Annotated in this window: 25 protein-coding genes and 1 pseudogene; all 26 read right to left on the reverse strand. The window is 63.8% G+C overall.

What is annotated here, in order from left to right:
* Positions 1-6: 6 nt before the first annotated feature.
* The 26 genes and pseudogenes from flhA to ABX298_RS02740 all read right to left on the reverse strand — a co-directional run bounded on the left by flhA (position 7) and on the right by ABX298_RS02740 (position 25,551).
* Positions 7-2,136: a flagellar biosynthesis protein FlhA gene (gene flhA, locus ABX298_RS02615; protein WP_013973588.1), complete on the reverse strand. Its 2,130-nt coding sequence runs from the start codon at positions 2,134-2,136 to the stop codon at positions 7-9.
* Between the two features lie 614 nt (positions 2,137-2,750).
* Positions 2,751-3,893 (reverse strand): flagellar biosynthesis protein FlhB, encoded by a 1,143-nt coding sequence (gene flhB / locus ABX298_RS02620; protein ID WP_015271208.1) that lies wholly within the window; start codon positions 3,891-3,893, stop codon positions 2,751-2,753.
* A 2-nt stretch (positions 3,894-3,895) separates the two neighbouring features.
* A complete protein-coding gene (gene fliR / locus ABX298_RS02625; RefSeq protein ID WP_367394057.1) occupies positions 3,896-4,672 on the reverse strand; it encodes a flagellar biosynthetic protein FliR in 777 nt (258 codons plus the stop codon).
* 7 nt (positions 4,673-4,679) lie between these two features.
* Positions 4,680-4,949, reverse strand: coding sequence for a flagellar biosynthesis protein FliQ (gene fliQ, locus ABX298_RS02630; protein WP_075045922.1), 270 nt, complete (start codon positions 4,947-4,949; stop codon positions 4,680-4,682).
* A gap of 21 nt (positions 4,950-4,970) precedes the next feature.
* The gene (gene fliP / locus ABX298_RS02635) at positions 4,971-5,726 is read right to left on the reverse strand and encodes a flagellar type III secretion system pore protein FliP (protein WP_003257293.1); all 756 of its coding nucleotides are present in this window, start codon (positions 5,724-5,726) and stop codon (positions 4,971-4,973) included.
* Positions 5,726-6,160, reverse strand: a complete 435-nt coding sequence (gene fliO / locus ABX298_RS02640; protein WP_075047027.1) for a flagellar biosynthetic protein FliO — start codon at positions 6,158-6,160, stop codon at positions 5,726-5,728. The genes fliP and fliO overlap by 1 nt, the downstream gene beginning before the upstream one ends.
* Positions 6,161-6,172: 12 nt before the next feature.
* On the reverse strand, positions 6,173-6,643 hold the full coding sequence (gene fliN, locus ABX298_RS02645; protein WP_003257291.1) for a flagellar motor switch protein FliN: 471 nt from the start codon (positions 6,641-6,643) through the stop codon (positions 6,173-6,175).
* A gap of 46 nt (positions 6,644-6,689) precedes the next feature.
* The gene (gene fliM / locus ABX298_RS02650) at positions 6,690-7,658 is read right to left on the reverse strand and encodes a flagellar motor switch protein FliM (protein WP_085614528.1); all 969 of its coding nucleotides are present in this window, start codon (positions 7,656-7,658) and stop codon (positions 6,690-6,692) included.
* Positions 7,659-7,667: 9 nt separating this feature from the next.
* Complete coding sequence (fliL, locus tag ABX298_RS02655) at positions 7,668-8,165, reverse strand: flagellar basal body-associated protein FliL (RefSeq protein ID WP_025340078.1); 498 nt, start codon at positions 8,163-8,165, stop codon at positions 7,668-7,670.
* Between the two features lie 218 nt (positions 8,166-8,383).
* Complete coding sequence (locus tag ABX298_RS02660; RefSeq protein ID WP_367394058.1) at positions 8,384-9,652, reverse strand: flagellar hook-length control protein FliK; 1,269 nt, start codon at positions 9,650-9,652, stop codon at positions 8,384-8,386.
* A gap of 72 nt (positions 9,653-9,724) precedes the next feature.
* The gene (locus ABX298_RS02665) at positions 9,725-10,072 is read right to left on the reverse strand and encodes an Hpt domain-containing protein (RefSeq protein WP_286919648.1); all 348 of its coding nucleotides are present in this window, start codon (positions 10,070-10,072) and stop codon (positions 9,725-9,727) included.
* A gap of 48 nt (positions 10,073-10,120) precedes the next feature.
* The gene (locus tag ABX298_RS02670; protein ID WP_137164528.1) at positions 10,121-11,812 is read right to left on the reverse strand and encodes a fused response regulator/phosphatase; all 1,692 of its coding nucleotides are present in this window, start codon (positions 11,810-11,812) and stop codon (positions 10,121-10,123) included.
* 8 nt (positions 11,813-11,820) lie between these two features.
* Positions 11,821-12,126: an STAS domain-containing protein gene (locus tag ABX298_RS02675; protein WP_013973600.1), complete on the reverse strand. Its 306-nt coding sequence runs from the start codon at positions 12,124-12,126 to the stop codon at positions 11,821-11,823.
* A gap of 191 nt (positions 12,127-12,317) precedes the next feature.
* Positions 12,318-12,770: a flagellar export protein FliJ gene (gene fliJ, locus ABX298_RS02680; RefSeq protein WP_085614531.1), complete on the reverse strand. Its 453-nt coding sequence runs from the start codon at positions 12,768-12,770 to the stop codon at positions 12,318-12,320.
* Positions 12,771-12,776: 6 nt separating this feature from the next.
* On the reverse strand, positions 12,777-14,135 hold the full coding sequence (fliI, locus tag ABX298_RS02685; protein WP_061551804.1) for a flagellar protein export ATPase FliI: 1,359 nt from the start codon (positions 14,133-14,135) through the stop codon (positions 12,777-12,779).
* On the reverse strand, positions 14,125-14,919 hold the full coding sequence (gene fliH / locus ABX298_RS02690) for a flagellar assembly protein FliH (RefSeq protein ID WP_085614533.1): 795 nt from the start codon (positions 14,917-14,919) through the stop codon (positions 14,125-14,127). Before fliH ends, fliI begins: the two co-directional genes overlap by 11 nt.
* A 161-nt stretch (positions 14,920-15,080) precedes the next feature.
* Complete coding sequence (fliG, locus tag ABX298_RS02695; RefSeq protein WP_003257289.1) at positions 15,081-16,100, reverse strand: flagellar motor switch protein FliG; 1,020 nt, start codon at positions 16,098-16,100, stop codon at positions 15,081-15,083.
* A pseudogene (fliF, locus tag ABX298_RS02700) lies at positions 16,093-17,870 on the reverse strand (flagellar basal-body MS-ring/collar protein FliF). The gene fliG and the pseudogene fliF overlap by 8 nt, the downstream one beginning before the upstream one ends.
* 15 nt (positions 17,871-17,885) lie before the next feature.
* Entirely contained in the window at positions 17,886-18,218 is a 333-nt protein-coding gene (gene fliE / locus ABX298_RS02705) for a flagellar hook-basal body complex protein FliE (protein WP_013973606.1), read from the reverse strand.
* 209 nt (positions 18,219-18,427) lie between these two features.
* The gene (locus ABX298_RS02710) at positions 18,428-19,783 is read right to left on the reverse strand and encodes a sigma-54-dependent transcriptional regulator (RefSeq protein ID WP_367394059.1); all 1,356 of its coding nucleotides are present in this window, start codon (positions 19,781-19,783) and stop codon (positions 18,428-18,430) included.
* Positions 19,783-21,000: a PAS domain-containing sensor histidine kinase gene (locus tag ABX298_RS02715; RefSeq protein ID WP_286919643.1), complete on the reverse strand. Its 1,218-nt coding sequence runs from the start codon at positions 20,998-21,000 to the stop codon at positions 19,783-19,785. Before ABX298_RS02715 ends, ABX298_RS02710 begins: the two co-directional genes overlap by 1 nt.
* A 211-nt stretch (positions 21,001-21,211) precedes the next feature.
* The gene (gene fleQ / locus ABX298_RS02720) at positions 21,212-22,687 is read right to left on the reverse strand and encodes a transcriptional regulator FleQ (RefSeq protein WP_046614590.1); all 1,476 of its coding nucleotides are present in this window, start codon (positions 22,685-22,687) and stop codon (positions 21,212-21,214) included.
* A gap of 166 nt (positions 22,688-22,853) precedes the next feature.
* Positions 22,854-23,150: a flagellar protein FliT gene (locus ABX298_RS02725; RefSeq protein ID WP_075045931.1), complete on the reverse strand. Its 297-nt coding sequence runs from the start codon at positions 23,148-23,150 to the stop codon at positions 22,854-22,856.
* 14 nt (positions 23,151-23,164) lie between these two features.
* Positions 23,165-23,560, reverse strand: a complete 396-nt coding sequence (fliS, locus tag ABX298_RS02730; RefSeq protein WP_003257284.1) for a flagellar export chaperone FliS — start codon at positions 23,558-23,560, stop codon at positions 23,165-23,167.
* Positions 23,561-23,694: 134 nt separating this feature from the next.
* Entirely contained in the window at positions 23,695-25,113 is a 1,419-nt protein-coding gene (gene fliD, locus ABX298_RS02735; protein ID WP_317409090.1) for a flagellar filament capping protein FliD, read from the reverse strand.
* 78 nt (positions 25,114-25,191) lie between these two features.
* Positions 25,192-25,551 (reverse strand): flagellar protein FlaG, encoded by a 360-nt coding sequence (locus ABX298_RS02740; RefSeq protein ID WP_015271224.1) that lies wholly within the window; start codon positions 25,549-25,551, stop codon positions 25,192-25,194.
* Between the last annotated feature and the right edge of the window lie 49 nt (positions 25,552-25,600).

Genomic DNA, 25,600 nt, shown 5'->3' on the forward strand with positions numbered 1-25,600 from the left:
CCTACCTCAGCCGTTAGGGCCCACGGTGGCAACGATGGTGACTTGCTTGTTGTCCGGTATTTCCTGATACGCCAGAACATGCAAATTCGGTACAGCCAGGCGACCGAAACGCGACAGCATGGCGCGGATCGGGCCGGCAACCAGGAGGATGGCCGGCTGGCCCTGCATTTCCTGGCGCTGGGCCGCCTCGATCAGCGAACGCTGCAGCTTCTCGGCCATGCTCGGCTCCAGAAGAACACCGTCTTCCTGACCTTGCCCGGCCCTTTGCAGACTATTGAGCAAAATCTGTTCCAACCTTGGCTCCAGGGTAATCACTGGCAGCTCCGACTCAACGCCGACAATGCTTTGCACGATGGCGCGACACAATCCGACGCGCACCGCCGCCACCAGCGCGGCGGTATCTTGACTCTTGCCGGCGTTGTTCGCGATCGCCTCGGCGATACTGCGAATATCGCGCACTGGCACCTGTTCCGACAACAGCGCTTGCAGCACCTTGAGCAGGCCCGACAAGGAAATGACACCCGGCACCAACTCTTCTGCAAGTTTAGGCGATGCCTTGGCCAACACCTGCAGCAATTGCTGGACCTCTTCATGGCCGATCAGCTCGTGGCAGTGCTTCTGCAGGATCTGGTTCAGGTGGGTGGCCACCACGGTGCTGGCGTCGACCACGGTGTAGCCCAGCGACTGCGCCTGGGAGCGCTGGCCGACATCGATCCACACGGCTTCAAGGCCAAACGCCGGGTCGCGCGCAGCAATGCCGTTGAGGGTGCCGAACACCTGCCCCGGGTTGATTGCCAGTTCGCGGTCCGGGTAGATCTCGGCCTCGGCCAGGATCACCCCCATCAGGGTCAGGCGATACGCGCTGGGCTGCAGGTCGAGGTTGTCGCGGATGTGCACGGTGGGCATGAGGAAGCCCAGGTCTTGCGACAGCTTCTTGCGCACGCCCTTGATCCGCGCGAGCAATTGGCCACCCTGGTTACGATCGACCAGCGGGATCAACCGGTAGCCGACCTCCAGGCCAATCATGTCGATCGGCGTGACGTCGTCCCAGCCCAGCTCCTTGGTTTCCAGCGCACGCTGTGGCGAGGGCAGCAGGTCCTGCTGGCGCTGCGCCTCCTGCAGCGCCTGCGCCTTGGCCTTCTGCTGCTTCTTCCACACCAGGTAGGCGCCACCACCGGCCAGCAGGCCGAGGCTGAGGAAGGCCACGTGCGGCATGCCCGGCACCAGGCCCATGACGATCATCAGCGCGCCGGACACCGCCAGGGCCTTGGGCGAATCGAACATCTGCCGGTTGATCAGCTTGCCCATGTCCTCGGAGCCCGAAGCACGGGTAACCATGATCGCGGCAGCGGTGGACAGCAACAGTGATGGCAATTGCGCCACCAAACCGTCACCGATGGTCAGCAAGGCGTACACCTTGCCGGCATCGCCAAAGCTCATGCCGTGCTGCAGCATGCCGATCAGCATGCCGCCGATCAGGTTGATGAACAGGATCAGCAGGCCGGCGATGGCGTCACCGCGGACGAACTTGCTGGCACCGTCCATCGAACCGTAGAACTCGGCTTCCTGCGCCACTTCGGCACGACGGTGCTTGGCCTGGGCCTGGTCGATCAGGCCGGCGTTGAGGTCGGCGTCGATGGCCATCTGCTTGCCGGGCATGGCGTCGAGGGTGAAACGCGCGCTCACTTCCGAGATACGCCCGGCGCCCTTGGTCACCACCACGAAGTTGATGATCATGAGGATGGCGAACACCACGGCACCGACCACGTAGTTACCGCCGATCACCACCTCGCCGAAGGCCTGGATAACCTTGCCGGCGGCGCCGTGGCCCTCCTGGCCATGCAGCATCACCACCCGGGTGGAAGCCACGTTCAGGGCCAGACGCAACAGCGTGGCCACCAGCAGGATCGTGGGGAATGCGGCGAAGTCGAGCGGGCGCAGGGCGTAGACGCAGACCAGCAGGACCACGATCGACAGGGCGATGTTGAAAGTGAAGAACACGTCGAGCAGGAACGGCGGTATCGGCAACATCATCATTGCCAACATCACCAGCAGCAACAGCGGCACACCCAGGTTGCCCCGGCCGAGCCCGGCCAGGTTGTTACGGGCGTTGCTGATTAACTGAGTGCGATCCACCGCGAGTCCTCTTGATGCAAAACTTTGACGCACAGGGCGCGCCTGGCGCTGGCTTTGCAAGAAGCCTTCCAACTTTGCTCGACGGGGGATTTATGTTGCCTGTTCCGGCCTCTTCGCGGGTGAACCCGCTCCCACAGGTGCGGCGTCGCCCTCGAGGAGCATGAGGTCCCTGTGGGAGCGGGCGTGCCCGCGAAAGGGCCAGACGCCCTGACACAAGGTCAACTGTCGCGGCGCAGGCGACTGGCGCTAGCTTGACAAGAAACCTTCCAACTTTGCTCGACGGGGGATTTATGTTGCCTGTTCCGGCCTCTTCGCGGGTGAACCCGCTCCCACAGGTGCGGCGTCGCTCTCGAGGAGCATGAGGTCCCTGTGGGAGCGGGCGTGCCCGCGAAAGGGCCAGACGCCCTGACACAAGGTCAACTGTCGCGGCGCAGGCGGCTGGCGCTAGCTTGACAAGAAGCCTTCCAACTTTGCTCGACGGGGGATTTATGTTGCCTGTTCCGGCCTCTTCGCGGGCACGCCCGCTCCCACAGGGACCGCACAGCCTTCAAGGCCCGCAGAGGACCTGTGGGAGCGGGTTCACCCGCGAAAGGGCCAGACGCCCTGACACAAGGTCAACTGTCGCGGCGCAGGTCCGGTGGAATCGGCAGGTCGTCCTTCAGCGGCTCTGGCCGCTTGCCTTTGCCTGCCCGGTACTGGCGGATCTGGAACACATAGGCCAGCACCTGCGCCACCGCCAGGTAAAGCCCGGCAGGGATTTCCTGCTCAAGTTCGGTGGAGTAGTAGATCGCCCGCGCCAACGCCGGCGATTCGAGGATCTGGACCTTGTGCTCCACACCGATCTCGCGAATCTTCAGGGCAATGAAATCCGTCCCCTTGGCCAGCAGCAACGGCGCCGCCCCGCCTTTCTCCGGGTCGTATTGCAAGGCCACCGCATAATGCGTCGGGTTGGTGATGATCACGTCGGCTTCGGGCACAGCCGCCATCATGCGCCGCTGCGAAGCCTCACGCTGCAGCTGGCGAATACGCTGCTTGACCTCGGGCTTGCCTTCGCTGTCCTTGTACTCGTCCTTGATTTCCTGCTTGGTCATCTTCAGCTTGTTGTGCGTCTGCCACAGCTGGAACGGCACGTCCGCCGCCGCAATCAACAGCAGCCCGGCCGACATCCACAACGCACTCCAGCCCACCACCTGCAGGCTATGTATAATCGCCTGCTCCAACGGCTCATTGGCGATGGCGAGCAGCGCCTGGCGGTCGTTGACCAGCACCACTACTGCCACGACCAGAATCACGAAAAACTTGGCGAGTGCTTTCAATAGCTCGGTCAGGGCGTTCATCGAGAACATGCGCTTGATCCCCGACAAGGGATTCATGCGGCTGAATTTCGGCTGCAACAGGCTGCCGGAAAACAGGAAACCGCCCAGGACAATCGGCGCGACGAAGGAAATCACGAACAACAGGATCAAGATCGGCTGCACCGCCCAGATGGCCATCTTGCCCGAGGCCAACAGGAAGGCACCCATGGCCCGCTCATCGACGATGAAGTCGCGGGTCAGGCTGAAGTTCATGCGCATGATCGCCAGCAGTGTCTCGGCCAGGTGGCCGCCGAACGCCAGCAGGCCACCGGCGCCGGCCAAGGTCACCGCCACCGTGTTCAGCTCCTTGGAACGCGCGATCTCGCCTTTCTCGCGGGCATCGCGCTTGCGCTTGTCGGTGGGTTCTTCTGTCTTGTCCTGACCGCTTTCGCTTTCCGCCATGCTCAGCGCGCCCTTGCCAGATCACGCAGCCATTGCAGCGCTTCGCTGGCCAATGCCTGGTAATGGGAAAGTATGTCGGCCAGGCCGACCCAGAAAATGAGCATGCCCATGACCAGGGTCAGCGGAAAACCGATGGAGAAAATGTTCAGCTGCGGCGCGGCACGCGTCATTACGCCAAAGGCAATGTTCACCACCAGCAACGCGGCGATAGCCGGCAGGATCAGCAGCAGGCCGGCACCGAACACCCAGCCCAGGCGCCCCGCCATCTCCCAGAACTGATTGACCACCAGCGCATTGCCCACCGGCAAGGTGGTGAAGCTTTCGGTCAGCACCTCGAACGCCACCAGATGGCCGTTCATCAGCAGGAACAGCACGCTCACCAGCATGGTCATGAACTGGCTGATCACCGCAACGTTGACGCCGTTGGCCGGGTCGACCATCGATGCGAAGGCCATGCCCATCTGCACCGCGACGATCTGGCCAGCGATGACGAAAGCCTGGAACAACAACTGCAGCGACAACCCGAACAACGCCCCGACGATGACCTGCTCGGCACACAGCAGCAGGCCGCGCAGGCTCAGCGGATCGAACTCGGGCAAGGGCGGCAGGGCCGGGACGATCACCACGGTGATAGCCACCGCCACGTACAGGCGCACCCGCGCCGGCAGCATGCGGGTGCCGAAGATCGGCATGGTCATCAATACTGCCGTCACCCGGAACAACGGCAGGATGAAGGTGGCGACCCAGGTGCCGATCTGCGTGTCGGTCAGCTCCAGCATCGGCGCGTCAACCGATCAGCTGCGGGATGTTGGTGTACAGACTGGTGATGTACTCCATGAACTTCTGCACCAGCCACGGCCCGGCGACGATCAGCGTGACCAGCATCACCAGCAGGCGTGGCAGGAAGCTCAGGGTCTGTTCGTTGATCTGCGTGGCGGCCTGGAACATGGCCACCACCAGGCCCACCAGCAGACTGGGCACCACCAGTATGGCGACCATCAGGGTGGTCAGCCACAAGGCATCACGGAACAGGTCGACAGCGACTTCAGGTGTCATCGGCGGCTCTCCTTGACGGCGTCAGACGCCGCCGAAACTGCTGGCCAAGGTGCCCATGATCAGCGCCCAGCCATCGACCAGCACGAACAGCATGATCTTGAACGGCAGCGAGATGATCAGCGGCGACAGCATCATCATACCCATGGCCATCAGCACGCTGGCTACCACCATGTCGATGATCAGGAACGGGATGAAGATCATGAAACCGATCTGGAACGCGGTCTTCAGCTCGGAGGTGACGAACGCCGGCACCAGGATCGTCAGCGGCACCTGGTCCGGGCCGGCGATGTCAGTACGCTTGGACAGGCGCATGAACAGGTCGAGATCGCTTTGCCGGGTTTGTGCCAGCATGAAGTCCTTGAGCGGCCCCTGGGCCTTGTCGATGGCCTGCTGGGCAGTCATCTGCTCCTTCAGGTACGGCTGCAGTGCGTCCTGGTTCACCCGGTCGAACACCGGCGCCATGATGAACATGGTCAGGAACAGCGCCATGCCGGTCAGCAGCTGGTTCGACGGCGTCTGCTGCAGGCCCAGGGCCTGACGCAGGATCGAGAACACGATGATGATGCGGGTGAAGCTGGTCATCAGAATGACGAACGCCGGGATGAAGCTGAGCGCCGTCATGATCAGCAGAATCTGCAGGCTGACCGAATACTCCTGCTGCCCGTCCGCGGTATTGGACAGGGTAATGGCCGGGATCGACAGCGGGTCGGCCCCCAGGGCCAGCGGCGCGGCCAGCAGCAGCGCCAGAGTCAACAACACACGCAGCGCGCCACTCATCACTTCTTGTCCTTAGGGTCCTTGCCCATCAGCTCCATCAGCCGCTGGGCAAACTCCGGCGTCGCCTGGCGGGCGCTTTCCGGCACTTCCACGGGTTCGGCCAGCACATGCAGGGCCTCGATGCTGCCAGGTGTATGGCCGATCAGGATCTGCTCCTTGCCCACCTGCACCAGCAGCAGGCGGTCGCGCGGGCCGATGGCCCGGCTGCCGACGATCTCGATCACCTGCCCGCCCTTCACCGCCGTGCTTTGCATGCGCCGCAGCAACCAGGCCAGGAAGAAGATCAGGCCGACCACCAGCAGCAGGCCGAAGACCATCTGCGCCAGCTGCCCACCGAGGCTGCCAGGCGCGGTTGCCGGGGTTGCCGCCGGTGTGGCCGCGGCCAGGCAAGCCTGGCTGGCGAGCAGCGCGGCGAGCGCCGCGATGGCGCGCATCATGCCCTTCACTCAGCGCAGCTTCTTGATACGTTCGCTGGGGCTGATCACGTCGGTCAGGCGGATGCCGAACTTCTCGTTGACCACCACCACCTCGCCATGGGCAATCAGCGTGCCGTTGACCAGCACGTCGAGCGGCTCGCCGGCCAGGCGGTCGAGCTCGATCACCGAGCCCTGGTTTAGCTGCAGCAGGTTGCGGATGTTGATCTCGGTACTGCCCACTTCCATGGAAATGTTCACCGGGATATCCAGGATCACGTCCAGGTTAGGGCCTTCGAGGCTGACGTTTTCGTTCGGCTTCGGCGAGCTGGCGAACTCCTCCATCGGCAGGCGGCCTGCGCCGCCGGTGCTGCTACCGGTGTCACCACCCAGCAGTGCATCGATATCGGCCTGGCCGGCTGCACCGGTTTCTTCCAGTGCCGCAGCCCATTCATCGGCCAGTGCCTGGTCCTCTGCGGAGGTGATCTCGTTTTCGTTAGCCATGGTTTCCTCGACAGGCATTCAATTCGTTATGAGCGACCGGCACGCGTCAGCGGCGTTCGATCGGGTCGATGATCTGCAGCGCCAGGTTGCCCTTGTGCGAACCCAGGCGCGCCTTGAACGACGGCACGCCGTTGGCGCGCAGCACCAGGTGCTCGGGCAGCTCCACCGGGATCACGTCACCAGGCTGCATGTGCAGGATGTCGCGCAGCTTCAGCTGGCGCCGGGCTACGGTGGCGGTCACCGGCACAGCCACGTCCAGCACGTCCTCGCGCAGGGCCTTGACCCAGCGCTCGTCCTGGTCGTCCAGGTCCGACTGGAAACCGGCGTCGAGCATTTCCCGCACCGGCTCGATCATCGAGTACGGCATGGTCACGTGCAGGTCGCCGCCACCGCCGTCCAGCTCGATGTGGAAGGTGGACACCACCACCGCCTCGCTGGGGCCGACAATGTTGGCCATGGCCGGGTTTACCTCGGAGTTCATGTACTCGAAGGTGACCGGCATGATTGCCTGCCAGGCTTCCTTGAGGTCGACGAAGCACTGGTCCAGCACCATGCGCACCACGCGCAACTCGGTGGGGGTGAACTCGCGGCCTTCGATCTTGGCGTGGCGGCCGTCGCCGCCGAAGAAGTTGTCCACCAGCTTGAACACCAGCTTGGCGTCGAGGATGAACAGCGAGGTACCGCGCAGCGGCTTGATCTTGACCAGGTTGAGGCTGGTCGGCACGTACAGCGAGTGCACGTATTCGCCGAACTTCATCACCTGCACGCCGCCCACTGCCACGTCGGCGGAGCGGCGCAGCAGGTTGAACATGCTGATACGGGTGTAACGGGCGAAACGCTCGTTGATCATTTCCAGGGTCGGCATGCGACCCCGCACGATACGGTCCTGACTGGTCAGGTCGTAGCTTTTGATGCTGCCAGGCTCGGATGCACTCTCGGTCTGCACCAGCCCGTCGTCGACGCCATGCAACAGGGCATCGATTTCATCCTGGGACAGCAGGTCCTGTACGGCCATTGCGGACTCCTACTGCAATACGAAATTGGTGAACAGCAACTGGTCGACGACCGGCTTGCCGACTTCCTTCTGCGCCACTTCCTGAACCACTGCGGTGGCCTTCTGGCGCAGCATTTCCTGCCCCACCGGGCTGCCGGCCAGGGTGTCGAAGCCTTGCCCGGAGAACATCATCACCAGGTTGTTGCGGATCACCGGCATGTGCACCTTGAGGGCGTCCAGGTCAGCCTGGCTGCGCGCTTGCAGGGTGATGCTCACCTGCATGTAGCGCTGGCGGCCGTTCTGGTTGAAGTTGACCACGAAGGCCGGGGCCAGCGCTTCGTAGATAGCCGCTGGCTTGACGTTGCTGGCTGCAGGATCGGCGGCCGGGGCCGGCTCGCTCTTGTGCATGATGAACCAGGTAGCGCCCACCGAAAGGCCGATCGCCAGCAACAGGCCCACTACCGCCAGCAGGATCAGCTTGAGTTTGCCTTTAGTGGCGGGGTCTTTGACTGCTTCGCTCTTCGCCATGCCAATAATCCGTCGTCCATCGGGGGTTCAAGGGAGGATGGCTTGGCTTGAGCAAGTGTTATGCCAGATTTCGCAGAAGGGAGATTTCAGCAGGAACGACTGTGCTGGCTTCTTCGCGGGTGAACCCGCTCCCACAGGACCTCCACAGGCTTCGAAGCCTGCACTGTACTTGTGGGAGCGGGTTTACCCGCGAAGAGGCCAGTACAGGCAATCGGGATCTACGCGTAGTAATCGACCGCACTGTCGCCAACAACCACCTGCTGCTCCACAGGCCGGGCGCTATCGACTGCCTCTGCCCCGCCCTGCTCGGCCCGGCGCGCCGCCACCCCGGACAGGTTGCTGCCCTGCGCCTGCCCCTGCTGCTGTTGTTGCTGCCCACGCGACTGGTCGGCCACGTTGACATCCGGCTGTGCCAGCCCCTGCTGGGCAAACAGCTCGCGCAGGCGGTGCACCTGGCTGTCGAGGGCGTCCCGCACGCCGGCGTGGCCGCTGATGAAGGTGACCTGGGTCGACTGGTCCGTCGCAACATTGACGCGAATGTCCAGGCGGCCCAGTTCCGCCGGTTCCAGCTGGATATCCGCTGACTTGAGGTTCTGGCTGGACAGGTACATGACCCGATTGACCAGGCCCTCGGCCCAGGCGTTCTGGTTCATCGGCAGCGGTTGGTGCAAGGGGCTGGCATTGGCCGGCACGGCATTGGCGGTCTTGGCCGTGGCGGCCTGGGTCAGGTTGGCCAGGCGGTTGGCGAAATCGTCTACGCGTGTATCGCTGCCAGCGCTCTTGGTGTCTTTCAGGCCATCTTCGAGCAAGCCAGCAAAGGCCTTGTCGCCAGGCTCGCCCGTCTCACCCTCGGCATTCTCGACCAGATTCGCCAAGGTATTGACGGCCATCTGCCCCTCTTCGCCCTGAGCCTGCGAAGGGTCCAGGGCATGCGCCGAGGTCGCTCCCTTGGCCTGGGCGCTTTGTTCCAGCGCCAGGCGCAGGGTCGGCAGGTTGGCCAAAGGGTCGGCGTCAGGGTCGAAGGCTTCCTCGGCGGCCGGCTCCTCGGGCAGCTCGGCGGTGACCTGCGCCTGCGCCGCGGCGGCCTGCAACACCGGCGCCACCGCCTCGGCCTGGGCCTGGATCAGTTGTGCGCCAGGCTGGGCGTCGGTGACCTGGCCAGCAACCAGGCTGGCATCGCGCAAGCCGGTGTCGGCTTGGGCCTGGTCGTCGGCTGGCAATTGTTTGCCGTCATCGGCAACCGCGAGTTTGTCGGCAGCGGCTTTCTTGCCGCCCTGCGCCGCCTCGGGCTTGTCCTTGGGCTTGGCCTGAGCGACCTTGTCGTCCTGCCCGGCGGCCTTGTCGCGGCCCTGCCGGGCCATCACCTGGTCGAAGCCGTCGCCCTTGTCGCCCGGCGCCTGCAGCGGCTTGTCGGCCTGTGCGGCGGCCGAACGCGAGGTGTTGGCAATGGCGTTGCCTTGCAACAATGGGTTGGGTGCGACAGGCATCGAGCGGTCTCCGCGCCAGAAACAAAAAAATCATACTGCCAGAGACAGGCAAGACTCGCGCCAAGTCGTGCTTCAACCCGCCGAAATGCGCTGCTGCTCACCTCGGTAGAAGCCCTGCACCTCGAGGAACTCTTGGTCGATGCGGTTGATCAGGTCTTCGATCCCATACAGCGGGGGCCGCCGTGCGCGCTCCTCCAGCTGCTGACACAGGTTGGCCAATGCAACCGCGCCCATGTTGCTGCTGCTGCCCTTGAAACTGTGAGCCGCGGAGCCGAGCTCTTCGGCACTTTTAGCCGCGTGCAGCTGACCCAGGCGCCGTTCGGAGTCGTCGAGAAAGGTTTGCACCAACTGCAGGTAGCCATCTTCCATGACCTCACGCAGGTCGCTGAGTACCTTGTGGTCAATATGCATGTCAGTCACTTGTTCACTCCTTGATCAAGCCAGATTATGCCCGAGCCAACCCGTGGCTCACCAGACGAACTCCACATGCGCGCAGCGCCCGCCCTCACTCCAGTGCGCGCTGCTGGCCAGCCGCCTCACCAGGTTCAGGCCTCGCCCGCTCAGCCCCTGCTCCAGCGAGGGCCGCGACAGCACCCGTTGCACATCGAACCCAGCACCACTGTCACGGACCTCGATCATCAGACGCCCGCCGTCGGCTTGCGGTTCAACCTTGAAATCGATGCGCACGTAACCGTCGGTCAGAACCCCAAGGCGCCGGGCGCGTTCCTGATAATAGTCGGCAAAGCCCTGTACATCGCGCTTGAGCTGCGAGTCCAGGCCCAGCACGCCATGCTCCAGGGCATTTGAATACAGCTCGCTGAGCACACTGTGCAGGTTGCCGGTACGCGCGCGCAGGCCATGAATCTCCTGCAACAACTGCACCAGGTACGGCACCGGGTTGAAGCGCTTCAGGCTCTGGCCACGCACCTCGAACCCCAGCGACCAGTCCAGCGGGCTGGAGCGGCCGCTATCAGAGTAGATCATCGGCGCCGGCACCCGCTCCTCGGCGCTGAACATACGAATGTCGCACAGGCTGATGTCATCGCGCGGGCGCCCGCCAAAGCGCTCCAGGGCCTGCATCACTTCGTCGAACAACCGCACCGGGTCCCGGTTGTCGGCCAGCACCCTGCGCAGGCGCTGCACACCAAACAGGCGTTCCTGGTCGTCGGCGGTGTCCAGCACGCCGTCCGACAGCAGCAGCAGGCGCTCGCCCGGCGCCAGCGGCAACACTTCGGTACTGTCATCGAAACGCTCGGCGTCCAGGATGCCCAGCGGCAGGTGTCGCGAAGTCAGCGCCGACAGCACCTGGCCATCCACTGCCAGGCGATAGCCGTCAGGCATGCCACCGTTCCACACTTCCACCGAACCGCGCTGCATGCTGAGGTTGAGCAGCAGCGCACAACAGAACATGTCCACCGGCAGGATACGTTTGAGCTTGGCATTCATCTCGCGCAGGATCTGCGCCATGCCGTAGCCCTTGGCAGTCATGCCGTAGAACACTTCGGCCAGCGGCATGGCGCCTACCGCCGCCGGCAGGCCGTGGCCGGTGAAATCGCCGAGCAGCACGCGCATGTCGCCGGACGGGGTGAACGCGGCCAGCATCAGGTCGCCATTGAACAGCGCATAGGGCGATTGCAGGTAGCGGATGTTGGGCGCGGCCAGGCAGCCGGAGTGCGCAACCTTGTCGAACACCGCCTTGGCCACCCGCTGCTCGTTGAGCAGGTGGTGGTGGTGCCGGGCAATCTGGTCGCGCTGCTCCAGCACGGTGGCCTGCAGCCGGCGCAGGCGGTCCATGGCGCGGATCTTGGCGCCGAGGATCACCGCACTGTAGGGCTTGGCCATGAAGTCGTCGCCCCCGGCCTCCAGGCAGCGCACCAGGCCTTCCTCCTCGTTCAATGACGTCAGGAAAATGATCGGCACCAGCGCTTCGCCGGCCAGCGCCTTGATCTGCCGCGCCGCCTCGAAGCCATCCATCACCGGCATCAGCGCATCCAGCAGCACCAGTTGCGGGCGCCGCTCGACGAACAGCGCCACCGCCTGCTCGCCGTTTTCCGCGGTGAATACCTGATGGCCCTGACGGCGCACGATCTGCGCCAGCAGCAGGCGGTCGGCGGCACCGTCTTCGGCGACCAGCACGGTCAACGCCTGTTCGGCCGGCATGTCGGCGCTCAACTGATATCGAAGAGTTTTTCGAAATTGGAGATGGCGAGGATCTTGCGCACATCGGAGCTGGCATGCACCACACGCACATCCGACTCATCGCCGCCCGCATGGTCACGCAGCAACAGCAGCATGCCGAGCGCGGAACTGTCGAGGTAGGTGGTGTCCTTCAGGTCGACGACCACCGAATCTGGCCGGCTGGGCTGGCGTTCGTAGGCGTCACGAAATTCCTGGTGCTTGCCGAAATCGAAGCGCCCCTTGATCTTTATCGTCAGCTTTTTCCCGTCCTGCGAAAAATCAGTCTCGACTGCCATGCTAGCGATTCCTTCGATGATGGCGGATGCAACTCCTTAAAGGTTTAGCAGGCGATGACGGGGGTGGCAAGCATGTGGGCTGCCTGTCCCGGCCTCTTCGCGGGTAAACCCGCTCCCACAGGATCTCCACGAATTCGAATCCTGCGCCGTACCTGTGGGAGCGGGTTCACCCGCGAAGAGGTCAGTACAGGCTATAGGTGATTCTGCCGCGGCAGGCGTTGTGACAGCTCGTCGAGCAAGCGCTGCTCGCGCTTGTCTTCGGCCCGCCGGGCTTCGTCCAGGTAGCGCTGCACAAGCTTGCGCAAGCCTTCCACCCGGGCATAGGCCTGCTGCCAGGTGCCGCGGGCGTTGTTGAGGTTGTTCTGGTGCCAGACCAGGCTCTGGCGCTGCTGGGTCATGGCCGTTTCCAGTTGCCCGAGGAAGCGCTGGTAATTGACCAGCCAGCTACCGTTTACCCCCTGCCCGCCACGGTTGATCCACTGCAGTTGGTAGTCCTCGCGAAACCGCTCGAGCTCGGCCAGCTTGGCCTGTGCCATGGCCACCTGCTGCTGGAACTGCCCAAGGCGCTGAGCGGCCTGGCGCTCGGCCTCTTCGGCCATGTCCACCACCGGCGCCAGGCGCGCGGCACGTCCGGGCAGTGCCATGGCCTATCAACCGCCCGCCGGGGGCGCAAAGATCGCCCCCAACTGTTCGCGGCTTTGCGCCATGCCCACGCTCTCGCGCAGACCCTGGCGCAGAAACTCCACCAGCTTCGATTGCAGGGCGATGGCCAGGTCGGTTTCCGGGTCGCCACCCGCCACGTAGGCGCCCACGCTGATCAGGTCGCGGCTCTGCGACAGGCGCGACCACAACTGCTTGAACTTTTGCGCCTGGCGCAAATGGTCGGCATCGACCACCTGGGGCATGACCCGGCTGATCGAGGCTTCGATGTCGATGGCCGGGTAATGACCTTCCTCGGCCAGCCGCCGCGACAGCACGAAGTGGCCATCGAGCACACCGCGCGCCGCGTCGGCAATCGGGTCCTGCTGGTCGTCACCCTCGGACAACACGGTATAGAACGCGGTGATCGAACCACCGCCTGGCTCGCCGTTGCCGGCCCGCTCCACCAGCTTGGGCAGCTTGGCGAACACCGATGGCGGGTAACCCCGGGTGGCCGGCGGCTCGCCGATGGCCAGGGCGATTTCACGCTGGGCCTGGGCGAAACGGGTCAGCGAATCCATCAACAACAGCACGTTCTTGCCCTTGTCGCGGAAGTACTCGGCAATACGCGTGCAGTACATGGCGGCCCGCAGGCGCATCAGCGGCGCATCGTCGGCGGGCGAAGCGACCACCACCGAGCGCTTGAGGCCTTCCTCACCAAGGATATGCTCGATGAATTCCTTGACCTCGCGGCCCCGCTCGCCGATCAGGCCGACGACAATGATCTCGGCTTCGGTGAAGCGAGTCATCATGCCCAGCAACACCGACTTGCCCACACCGGTACCGGCGAACAGGCCCAGGCGCTGGCCGCGACCGACGGTGAGCAGGCCATTGATGCTGCGAATGCCAACGTCCAGCGGCTTGCTGATGGGGTCGCGGTTCAACGGGTTGATCACCGGGCCGTCCATCGGCACCCAGTCCTCGGCCTTCATCCCGCCCTTGCCATCCAGCGCGCGGCCGGCGCCGTCGAGCACCCGGCCGAGCATGCTCATGCCCATGGGCAGGCGGCCGCTGTCATCCAGCGGCACCACCCGGGCGCCGGGGGCGATGCCGACAATGCTGCCGACCGGCATGAGGAATACCTTGGACCCGGCAAAGCCCATGACTTCGGCCTCCACCTGCACCGGGTGGTAGCTGTCGTCGTTGATTACCAGGCAGCGGCTGCCGACTGCAGCGCGCAGGCCTTCGGCTTCCAGGGTGAGGCCGACCATGCGCAGCAGGCGGCCTTCGACGATGGGTTGGGCCGGCAACTCGATGGCCTCGGCGTAACTGCCCAGGCGCTTGCCGAAACTGGTGCGCTCAAGTTGCATCCGGGCTACCCACGGCGCGCTCTGGCAGGCTGTCCAGGTCTACCGACATGTCCGGCGCTGCCGGGTGCAGCGAATGATCGTGCAACTGGTCGAACAGTTGTGCCACGGCTTTCTCGATGCGGGTTTCCATGGTCGCGTCGATGCGACTATGCGCGGTCTCGATACGGCAGCCGCCTGGCAGCAGTGCGCTGTCCTCGAGCAGCCGCCAGCTTTCCTCATGGCGCTCGCGCAGGGCCTTGGCCAGCTCGAAATCCTGCGGGTTGAGGTGGATGCGGATATTGTCCGCGCCCATGGGCAGCAGCTTGAGCGCTTCGCGCAGTACCTGGGTGATCTGGCTGGAATCGCCCCGCAGTTCGCGACCGATCACCTGGCGGGTCATGTGAGCCACCAGGTGGACCAGGGTTTTCTCGATCTGCGTGTCCTGCTCGGCGATCGGCTCCATCAGGTTGGTCATCAGCCGGTCGAGGCTCTCCAACTTGGTCTTCAGGGCCTCTTCGGCTTCCTGGCGGACCTTGAGCTGGGTGCTATGGAAGCCCTCGCGCTCACCGGTGGCGAAGCCTTCGTTGTAGGCCTCCTGGCGGATGGCCTCGAGTTCTTCCAGGGTCAGTGGCTGGACTTCTTCCAGCGGCACCTCCTCGACTTCTTCCTCGATTACCTCGGGTTCCGGCGCCGGTTCGGGCTCAGGCTCCGGTTCCGGGTCGAAGCTGGGCAGCGCCCATACATCCACGCCCTCTAGGTCGCGGGCGCGGATCAGGTCGCTGGGGTGATGTTCTTTGGTGGGCATGCTGTCATGTTCTCAAACCATGTTCAGCCGACACGGTCCCTGTGGGAGCGGGTTTACCCGCGAATGCGTCGGCAGCGACAACCTCTATCGCCAGGTCCGACGCCTTCGCGGGTAAACCCGCTCCCACAAGGGGTGGCGTCGGCCTTCAGATCGCAAATACCTTAGATCATTTCCTCGGCACCCTTGCCGCCGAGCACGATCTCGCCGGCCTCGGCCATGCGGCGGGCGATGGTGAGGATTTCCTTCTGCGCCGTTTCCACGTCGCTGACCCGCACCGGCCCCTTGGCCTCCAGATCGTCGCGCAACAGCTCCGAGGCACGCTTGGACATGTTCTTGAAGATCTTGTCCTTGACTCGCTCGTCGGCGCCCTTGAGCGACACCACCAGCACGTCGGACGAGACTTCGCGCAGCAGCGCCTGGATGCCTCGGTCGTCGACGTCGGCCAGGTTGTTGAAGACGAACATCAGGTCTTCGATCTGCTCCGACAGGTCGCTGTCGATCTCGCGGATCGCGTCCATCAGTGCACCTTCCACCGAGCTGTCGAGGAAGTTCATGATGTCGGCGGCGCGCTTGATGCCGCCCAGGGTGGTACGCGCCGCGTTGGAGTTGCCCGAGAACTGCTTCTCGAGGATCTGGTTCAGCTCCTTCAGCGCCGCCGGCTGCACGGTGTTCAGCGACGACACGCGCAGGACGATGTCCAGGCGCACCTTGTGGTCGAAGTTGCTCAGCACTTCGCCGGCCTGGTCGGGGTCGAGGTAGGCAACCACGATGGCCTGGATCTGCGGGTGCTCGTAGCGGATCACGTCGGCAACGGCGCGCGGCTCCATCCACTTCAGGCTGTCCAGGCCGCTGGTGTTGCCACCGAGCAGGATGCGGTCGACCAGGCCGTTGGCCTTGTCCTCGCCCAGGGCCTGGTTGAGCATCTTGCGGATATAGGCATCGGAGCCCACGCCCAGGCTGGTCTGGTCGCCGACGATTTCGACGAACTCGCTCATCACCTGCTCGACCTGTTCACGGTGCACATTGCCCATCTGCGCCATGGCCACACCCACCCGCTGCACTTCCTTGGGCCCCATGTGCCGCAGCACCTGGGCAGCATCGGTCTCGCCCAGCGAAAGCAGGAGGATCGCCGCCTTGTCGACGCGGCTCAGCTTGGCGGTAACGGCTCGGTTATCACTCATCGGCGTTGATCCACTCTTTCACGACCTGGGCAACGCGGCCCGGGTCTTCGGCCACCAGGCCTTTGATTGCGTTGAGCTGTGCCTCGTAACCCTCGTTCGGGCTAGGCAGCAGAATGCTTGTCGGGCCACCCAGACTGACGCGGTCGTTGGCCAGTTCGCCATCCAGACCCATCATGCCGCCCAGCTCCATGTCGCTATCCGGGGCAGCCTGCTTGCCGCCCCCTGTAATGTTGTTCAGCACCGGGCGCAGCACACCGAACACCAGCACCAGGATGAACACCACGCCCAGCACTTGCTTGACGATGTCCCAGAACCACGGCTGCTGGTAGAAGGCGATGTCGGTGATCTCTTCGCCGCGGTCGGCGGCGAACGGCACGTTGATCACCGTCACACTGTCGCCACGGCTGGCATCGAAGCCGACCGCGTCCTGCACCAGGCGAGTGAAGCGTGCCAGGTCCTCGGCGCCCCATGGCGCACGGGTGGCGTCGCCGGTGGCCGGGTCGATCTTGACCTGGTCGTCCACCACCACCGCCACCGACAGGCGGGTCATGCGCCCCTGCTGCTGGCGGGTGTGGCTGATGGAACGGTCCAGCTCGAAGTTCTTGGTGCTTTGCTGACGCTTGTCCGACGGGTACGGCGCGAGCATCGGCTGGCCGGTGGCCGGATCCATGATCTGCTGGCCGTTGGCATCCACCAGCGGCTGGCCAGGCTGGATGGCCGCGGCCGGGGTAGCGGCACCACCGGTGGTCTGCGGTGCCGAGGCCGGGCCTGGCGGCTGGTTGCTCAGCGCACCGGGCACACCTTGCGGGCCCTGGCTGCTGGCACGTTGTTCATCGACCGATTGCTCGCTGCGCAGCGCCGGCTGGTCTGGGTTGAACTGCTCGGAGGTGGACTCGACCGCACTGAAGTCCAGGTCGGCGGACACTTCGGCCTTGTAGCGGTCATTGCCCAGCACCGGCTGCAGGATGTTGTGCACCCGCTGGGTGAGCATGCTTTCCACCCGGCGGCTGTAGTCGAACTGTTTGCCTGCCTGGGTCAGGGCGGTGTCCTGGATCTGCTCGGACAGCAGGTTGCCCTTCTGGTCGACCACGGTGACCTGGGACTTGTCCAGTTCCGGCACGCTGGTAGCAACCAGGTTGACGATGGCCATCACCTGCCCGGCTTCCAGGGCACGGCCCGGGTACAGCTCGACCAGTACCGAGGCGCTGGGCTTGCGTTCGTCACGCACGAACACCGAGCTTTTCGGGATGGCCAGGTGCACGCGCGCGCCCTTGACGTTGTTCAGGCTGGACACGGTACGCGCCAGCTCGCCTTCCAGGCTGCGACGGTAACGGGTGGCTTCCATGAACTGGCTGGTGCCCAGGCCCTGCTCCTTGTCGAGCAACTCGAAGCCGACGTTGCCATCGCTTGGTGCCACGCCGGCGGCCGCCAGTTTCAGGCGCGCACGGGAGAGGTCGTCGGCCTTGACCAGCAGAGCACCGGAATTGGGCTCGACGTTGTAGGGGATGTCGGCGGCGGCCAGGGTATCCATGACCTGCTTGGTGTCCATGCCCGCCAGGCTGCCGTACAGCGGACGGTAATCGGGTTGTTGCGACCACAGCACCACGGCAAAGCCGATCGCCACGCTGGCGGCCAGGCCGACCAGAAGGCCGATCTGACGCAGCATGGGCATCTGCGCGATGTTTTCCAGAAACGCCATGCCGAACAGCGGCGGCTTGGCCGCGGGCGGGCCGCTTTTGGCAGGGGGTTGTCGACGACTGCTTCAGCCATGGTTTACGTCCGTCCTCAAACCGGCATCTGCATGATGTCCTGGTACGCCTGGACCAGCTTGTTGCGTACCTGGGTCAGGGCCTGCATCGACACGCTGGCCTTTTGCGAAGCGATCATCACGTCGGTCAGGTCGACGCCACTCTTGCCGATCTCGAAAGCGTTGGCCAGCTGGGTCGAAGCCTGCTGCGTCTCATGCACCTTGCCGATGGCCTGGCCGAGCATGTCGGCAAAGGTACTTTGCCCGGGTGCCAACTCGGGGGCAGCGGCCACCTTTGGCAGCGACATGGCGTCGGCCTGCATGGCCCGCATGTCCAGCATCAGACGATTGAATTCAACACCTTGGCTCATGACCCTTCTCTCTCCTGCGGCCGCATTTTTTTGACAGTGATGCGGCGGATAGCCAACCTAAAGCAACAAAGGTGCCAGCCTATGTATGCCAGACAATCTGGGGCCGCTTCGCGCCCCATCGCCGGCAAGCCAGCTCCCACAGGTACAGCGCGGGCCTCTGTGGGAGCTGGCTTGCCGGCGATGGGCTGCGCAGCAGCCCCTTTCGATCTTCAGCCGAACAGGCTGGCCTCGACGTCAAACCCGGCATCGCGCATCTGCGCCAGCTTGTAGCGCAGGGTACGCGGGCTTATCCCCAGGCGTTCGGCCGCCTCTTTCCGGCGGCCACGCTCGGCGCGCAGGGTGTCGATGATCATCTGGTACTCATGACGACGCATGTCATCGCCCAGCCCGCCGGGCTCGGCCACCACCTCGGATGATGGCTCTATGCCAGCCGACAATGGAATGGCGCCCGCCAGACAAAAATCCGCCGCCTCGATCACCCCGCCCTGCTGCAGGATCAGCGCCCGCTGCAGGGCGTTGTCCAGTTCGCGTACGTTGCCCGGCCAGGCATACGCCTGCAGGCAGGCTCGGGCCTGGGGCGACAGCTGCACCGGGGCGTGCTTCATCTTCGCCACGTGGCGTGCCAACAGGCGCTCGGCCAGTTGCAGGATGTCACCCGGGCGTTCGCGCAGTGGGCGCCAAGCCAGGGGGAACACCGACAGGCGGTAGTACAAGTCTTCACGGAAACGCCCGGCCGCCACTTCGCCAGCCAGGTCACGGTTGGTGGTGGCCAGCACGCGAATATCCAGGCTGATCGGCTTGCGCCCACCCACCCGCTCCACCTCGCGCTCCTGCAGCACGCGCAGCAGCTTGGCCTGCAAGGCCATTGGCATTTCCGAGATTTCGTCGAGCAGCAAGGTGCCACCTTCGGCCTGCTCGAATTTGCCGGCCTGGGCAGCGATGGCGCCGGTGAAGGCACCCTTCTCGTGGCCGAACAGGGTGGCCTCGAGCATGTTGTCGGGGATGGCAGCACAATTGATCGCCACGAAAGGCTGCGCCGCCCGCGGCGACTGCTGGTGAATGAAGCGCGCCAGCACTTCCTTGCCGGTACCGGATTCGCCGGAAATCAGCACGGTCGAGTCACTGCGCGCCACCCGCGTGGCCAGCTCCAGCAACTGTCGACTGGCCGGCTCGCAGGCCACCGGGCCTTCCTCTTCAGCCACGCGCCCGGCGGCATGCCGCTCGACCAGCCTGAGCAAGGCCTTGGGTTCGAATGGCTTGACCAGATAGTCGGCAGCCCCTTGGCGCATCGCCTCGACGGCACGCTCCACCGCGGCATGCGCGGTCATCAGCAACACGGGCAGTTGCGGTTGCTGACGGCGCAGCTGGGCCAGCAGTTGGTGCCCATCCATGCCAGGCATGTTCACATCGCTGACTACCAGGCTGAAGGCCTCCTCCAGTACCGCTTCCAGCGCTTCTTCGGCACTGCCCACCGCCTGGTAGGCGAAGCCGCCGATTTCCAGGGTATCGCCCAGCGCCTGGCGCAATACGCGGTCGTCCTCGACCAGCAGCACCTTGATCGCCATTACATGCCCTCCGCCAGTTGCCCGTCGATCAACGGCAGCTCCACCTGCACACAGGTACCACGGCCAACCTTCGAGCGCAGGCGCAGCGTACCCTGGTGCGCGCGCACCACGGCCTTGACCACGGCCAGGCCCAAGCCGGTGCCGGTAGCCTTGGTGGTCAGGAACGGTTCGCCCAGGCGGCCGAGCAGGTCGGCATCGATGCCACTGCCGGCGTCGCTTACACACAGATGCAGGCTGCGCTCGCGGCGGAACAGGTGCACCTTCAGTCGCGCCGGGCCGTCGCTGGCTTGCAGCGCATTTTCGATCAGGTTGAGCAATGCACCAACCAGGGTGTCGCGGTTGCACAGCAGCTCACCCAGGTGGCTGTCGCACTGCCAGCGCACGGCGTGCCCTTGCACATGCGCCTGGGCAGCCTGCTGCAGTGCCTGGAACAAGGCTTTTGGCGTGACTCGATCATTCAGCGGCAGCTCGCCACGGGCGAATACCAGCATGTCGCGCACCTGGTGTTCCAGCTCGTGCAGGCGCTCCTTCAGGGTGCCGGCAAAGCGCTGGCGGGTTTCCGCGCCCAGCTCTTGTTCGGGATCAGCCAGGTGGCTGGCGTAGAGCATCGCCGCCGACAGTGGCGTGCGGATCTGATGCGCCAGCGAGGCGACCATGCGCCCCAGCGAAGACAGGCGCTCGTGGCGAGCCAGCTGGTCTTGCAGGCGACGGGTTTCGGTCAGGTCGTTGAGCAACACCAACTGGCCAGGCTCGGCATCCAGCGAGCGAGTGGCAATGGACAGACGGCGGCCGTCGCGCAGCGAGACTTCGTGACCGTCATCCTTGCGCGGGGCAAAGCTGCGGGCGATCACCTGGCGCCACAGCTGGCCGACCAGCGGCTCGCCGAGCAGTTCGCAGGCGGCCGGGTTGGCTTCGCGTACCAGGCCCTGGCCATCGATCACGATCACCCCGCCGGGCAGCAGGTCCAGCAGGTTCTGCAGGCGGTTGGCCAGGCGTTCCTTTTCGCTCAGTTCATCGATGCGCTGGGCGCTGACCACCGCCAGCTCGCCCTTGAGTTCGCTGACCCGGGCTTCGAGCAGGCTGTAGGACTGGCTCAGTTGGCTGGACACCTGATTGAACAGGGCGAAGGCCTGCTCGACACCCTGGCGGCTGTCCTGCTCGATCGGGGTTTGCCCCTGCGGATCGGGGGCTAGGGATACGTGGGCGGCCTGGGGCATCTTGCTCTCTCGCGTGGCTGACCGTCATAAAAACGGTGTGTTGCCAGCGGTGTAGCAATAGCCGTGCCGGAGATAGGGATTTGGGTTGGCTGTGCCGGCCTCTTCGCGGGTGAACCCGCTCCCACAGGGATATCACCGAATTCAAGCTGTGCATCGATCCTGTGGGAGCGGGCGTGCCCGCGAAGAGGCCGGTACAGGCAACCGCCAGGCGTCAATCCTCCGCCTGTTCCTCGCCGCCCTGGCGGCTCATGCCGTACTTGCGCATCTTCTCGACCAGGGTGGTACGACGAATGCGCAAACGTTCAGCCGCGCGCGCAACGATACCGTTGGCATCGTCCAGCGCCTGCTGGATCAGGCCCTGCTCCAGGCTACCCAGGTAGTCCTTCAGGTCCAGGCCTTCAGGTGGCAGCATGGCGTGGTTGCTGAAGTTCGGCGTATGGCCGTTGATCGCCACGCGCTCTTCCAGGTCGCTGCGCAGGCTGTCGACCATCTGCTCGTCTTCGTCATCGACGTAACGGAATTTCTTCGGCAGCTCGGACACGCCAATCACCCCGTACGGGTGCATGATCGCCATGCGCTCGACCAGGTTGGCCAGCTCGCGCACGTTGCCCGGCCAGCCGTGGCGACACAGCGACATGATCGACGCGGAGTTGAAGCGGATGGACCCGCGCTTCTCGTGCTCCATGCGCGAGATCAGCTCATTCATCAGCAGCGGGATGTCTTCCACCCGCTCACGCAGCGGCGCCATCTCGATGGGGAACACGTTCAGGCGGTAGTACAAGTCTTCGCGGAACGTACCCTCCTCGATCATGGTCTCGAGGTTCTTGTGGGTCGCGGCAATGATGCGCACATCGATGCTCTGGGTCTTGTTGCTGCCCACGCGCTCGAAGGTACGCTCCTGCAGCACGCGCAACAGCTTGACCTGCATCGGCAACGGCATGTCGCCGATTTCGTCGAGGAACAGGGTACCGCCATTGGCCAGCTCGAAACGCCCGGCACGGCTGGTGATCGCCCCGGTGAAGGCGCCCTTCTCGTGGCCGAACAGTTCGCTTTCCAGCAGCTCGGCCGGGATCGCGCCGCAGTTGACCGGCACGAACGGCGCTTCGCGGCGCTTGGAATGGTAGTGCAGGTTGCGCGCGACCACTTCCTTGCCGGTGCCGGACTCACCCAGGATCAGCACGCTGGCATCGGTATCAGCCACCTGCTGCATCATCTGCCGCACGTGCTGGATGGCACGGCTGGTACCGACCAGGCTGCGGAACAGGTTGGGTTCGCGCTGGCGGCCACGCTCGCGCGCCTGGTCGTACATCTCGCGATAGACCTGGGCACGGTGCAGCGAATCCAGCAGCTGGCTGTAGCTTGGCGGCATTTCCAGGTTGGAAAGCACCCGGCGGCGAAGGTCTTCCGGGAACTCCGCAGAAGAAATTTCACCTAAAAGCAGAACCGGAAGGAACTCATCCCACCCAGCCACTGTCTTAACGAGCCCAAGCACACTGCCCGGGGCGTTTACAGTGCCGATAAGCACGCACAGCACTTCGCGACTCGAAGACAATGGCTCGACCACTTGCTGCCAGTCCTGGCTGGAGCAAGCGAGGTTTTCTTCGCCGAGGAAGTTAAGCACCACCGCCAGGTCGCGGCGGCGTGCGCTGTCGTCGTCGATCAGCAGAATCTTGGTTTCACGCCACATGCAATAGCAACTTCCCTAGTCATATCGGCGCCCGAGGGCGTGCTCGACATCATTCCGACTGAATGGTCAGTGTTCGGACGTCTGAAATTCGAAAACAGCCACTAGTAAAGTCAAAAAAAACCAGCCAGTCAAATTAATGGCGCATGGCTTTTGGCAACATTTGTGGTCAGGTGAATAGATGGTATACCTTTGCCGCGTTCTTCGCCTGACGGATTTTCGTCATTTCATCCACCAAGGATTGACGTTCGCCACTTGCAACATCGATTAGTTGACGGTATACGGCCAGCAACTGCTCAAGGCTGGCACTGACATCGGCCTCGTTGCCTTTCGCCTCGCTCACCATGTCACCGATGCGCAAGCGGCATTCCAGGTCCAGCTCACCCACCGCTTCCCAGTTGCGCTCGGCCAGCGCCGCCAGCAGCATTTCCCGAGTCTGCTCGATCCGGGCGATTACTTCGTTCATGTCATCCTCCTTTATCAGGAAGCCGACGACTGATCGCCGATTGCGTCCCAACCTTCCTTCACAGTGATCAGCAGGCGCGCGACCTCGTCGATGATGGCCGGGTCACCCTTGACGTTGGCCTCGATCAGGCGGCGGCTCATGTACATGTACAAGCTGTCCAGCTCAGCCAGGCTGTCGGCATGGTTTTCCAGGTCCAGGCCTTCACGCAGGCCGCCGATGATGTCGATGGCCTTGCCGATGAGGATGCCCCTTTGCGCGATGTCGTTGCGGGCAATGGCGCCCTTGGCCTGCGCCATGCGATCAAGGCCGCCCTGCATGAGCATCTGCACCAGGCGGTGCGGGCTGGCTTCGGACGTCTGCGCTGCGCCGTTGACTTTCTGGTACTGCCGAAGGGCCAACATCGGGTTCATGGATCTGCCTCGTTGCTGCGGTAAAAAGTTGCTTGTACCTGCTGTATCGCCTGTACGTCAAAAAACTTTAGGGGAAAAGCAAAAAGCCCGGGGCGTCTCGCGGACGCCGCCGGGCTTTTGGCATATTCAGCCGATCAGGATTTCTTGGCCTGGGCGTTGATCGCTTCGAAGATCGAGGTGATCTGGTCGGCCTGGGCTTTCATCTTGCCCAGGGCGGTGTCCAGGGCCACGTACTTCTTGGTCAGCGATTCGGTCAGCGACTCGGTGCGCCGATCAAGCGCGGCCTGCTGGTTGGCCAGTTCCGAGACCGCCTTGTCGAGGTTCGACTTGCGCGTTGCAAGGCTGCCATCGGTCTTGTTGTAAGGATCGATGGCCTTGTTCATGCGCTCGAAGATGCCGTCGGTACCGGTGAACAGCTCCTGCACTTCCGGGCCGAGCTTCTTGTCGTTCATCGCCGCGGTGAACTTGCTGCTGTTGAATTCGAGCGTGCCATCCTTCTGGGTGTTGATACCCAACTGGCTCAGCGTGGTCAGCTGGTCGCCGGCCCCCACCTCACTCAGCACCTTGCGCACATCACCCAACAGAGAGCGGGTGGTCGGGTCGTTGGTGAGCGGGCCGAGCACCAGCTTGTCATCGTCATCACGGCTGGTCGACGTCAGCGACGTGATCGCCTTCTGCAGCGTATTGTAGGCATCGACGAAGCTCTGGACCGACTTCTTCAGGCCATCGTTGTCCGCCGCAATGGTGACCGCGGTCGGCGTACCAGTGGGGACGCCGCTGGCCTTCGGGCTGACCCCGGTCAACTCCAGGGTCATGCCGCTGATGGCGCTATCGAGCGTGTTGGAGGCACTCTTGACCTTCAAGCCGTCGATGGTCAGTTCAGCGTCCTGGGCCTTGGCAGTGATGTAGCCCGCACCGGTCCCGGACATCTGCGTGGTGCCATCGATTGCCAGCTCGGCGATACCGCTCAGGGAAATGTCAGTCCCCGCACCTGTGGTGGTCGAGCTGAGTACCAGGCGCGAGCCGCCTTCCTCGTTGACGATGTTGGCGGAAATGCCGTTGGCGCTCATTTCCTTGTTGATCTGGTCGCGCACACTTTGCAGCGTCGCGCCACTGGTCACGTCCAGATTGTAGGTCTTGCCGTTCTGGCTGATGGTAAGCTGGCCAGCACTGATCGGGCTGGTGGCACCACCGCTGAACTGCTGGCTGGCCACTTTCGAGCTGGTGGCCAGCTTGTCCACCACGATGTCGTAGCTACCCGCTACCGCCGAGTTGCTCGACTTGACCTTGACCACCGACTCGTTGGCCGAGGTCGCTGCATAGGCGTTGAACGACGGGGCATCCTTGTTGTTGAGCGCCTTCATGGCGTCCTGGAATGCCGTGAGGGCACTGCGCAGCGAGCCAATACCCGAAATCATCGCAGTGTTGTTGCTGGTTTGCCGAGTGATCTGCGCCTGTTTGGCGGATGTATCGGCCTTGACCAACGCGGTCACGATCTCGGTAATGTTGAGACCAGAACCCAGGCCTGTACTGGAAGTAATCGGGCTTGCCATGCTGTAGTCCCTCTCATCAACGCGTCAACCCGCTCCTGCGGGACAGACATGCTTCACTTCATTGGTGTTCGCCGCCAACTATACCTTGGCGTCGAACAGAACACTTTTGACATCGCTCAGGCTGTGAGCGATCCGCAGGGCCTCTTCCGAGGGCAACTGGCGAATCAGTTCACCACTGTCGGTAGCGATGACTTTGACCACGATCTTGCCGGATTCTTCATCCGTGGAAAATTCCAGGTTGCGCTGCGACGCCTTCAGGAACTTTTCGATCTCCGAAACGGCATGTTTGACCTTGTCGGCATCCTGCACCGCCTTGGCGTCTTTCTTGTCGTCTTCGGGTTTTACGTTTTCCGTCGACCGGGCAACCGGTTTTTCGGCAACCTGCTCGGCCGGACGTGCGGCCGGATAAGACAGGTTCAGCTTGACGCTCATGTCCATGCCCACCACCTCGCAATGAAAAGGCGGGGAAGTGCCTTACCAGCACTTC

Source organism: Pseudomonas sp. X4 (assembly GCF_040784925.1).
GTDB lineage: Bacteria > Pseudomonadota > Gammaproteobacteria > Pseudomonadales > Pseudomonadaceae > Aquipseudomonas > Aquipseudomonas putida_Z.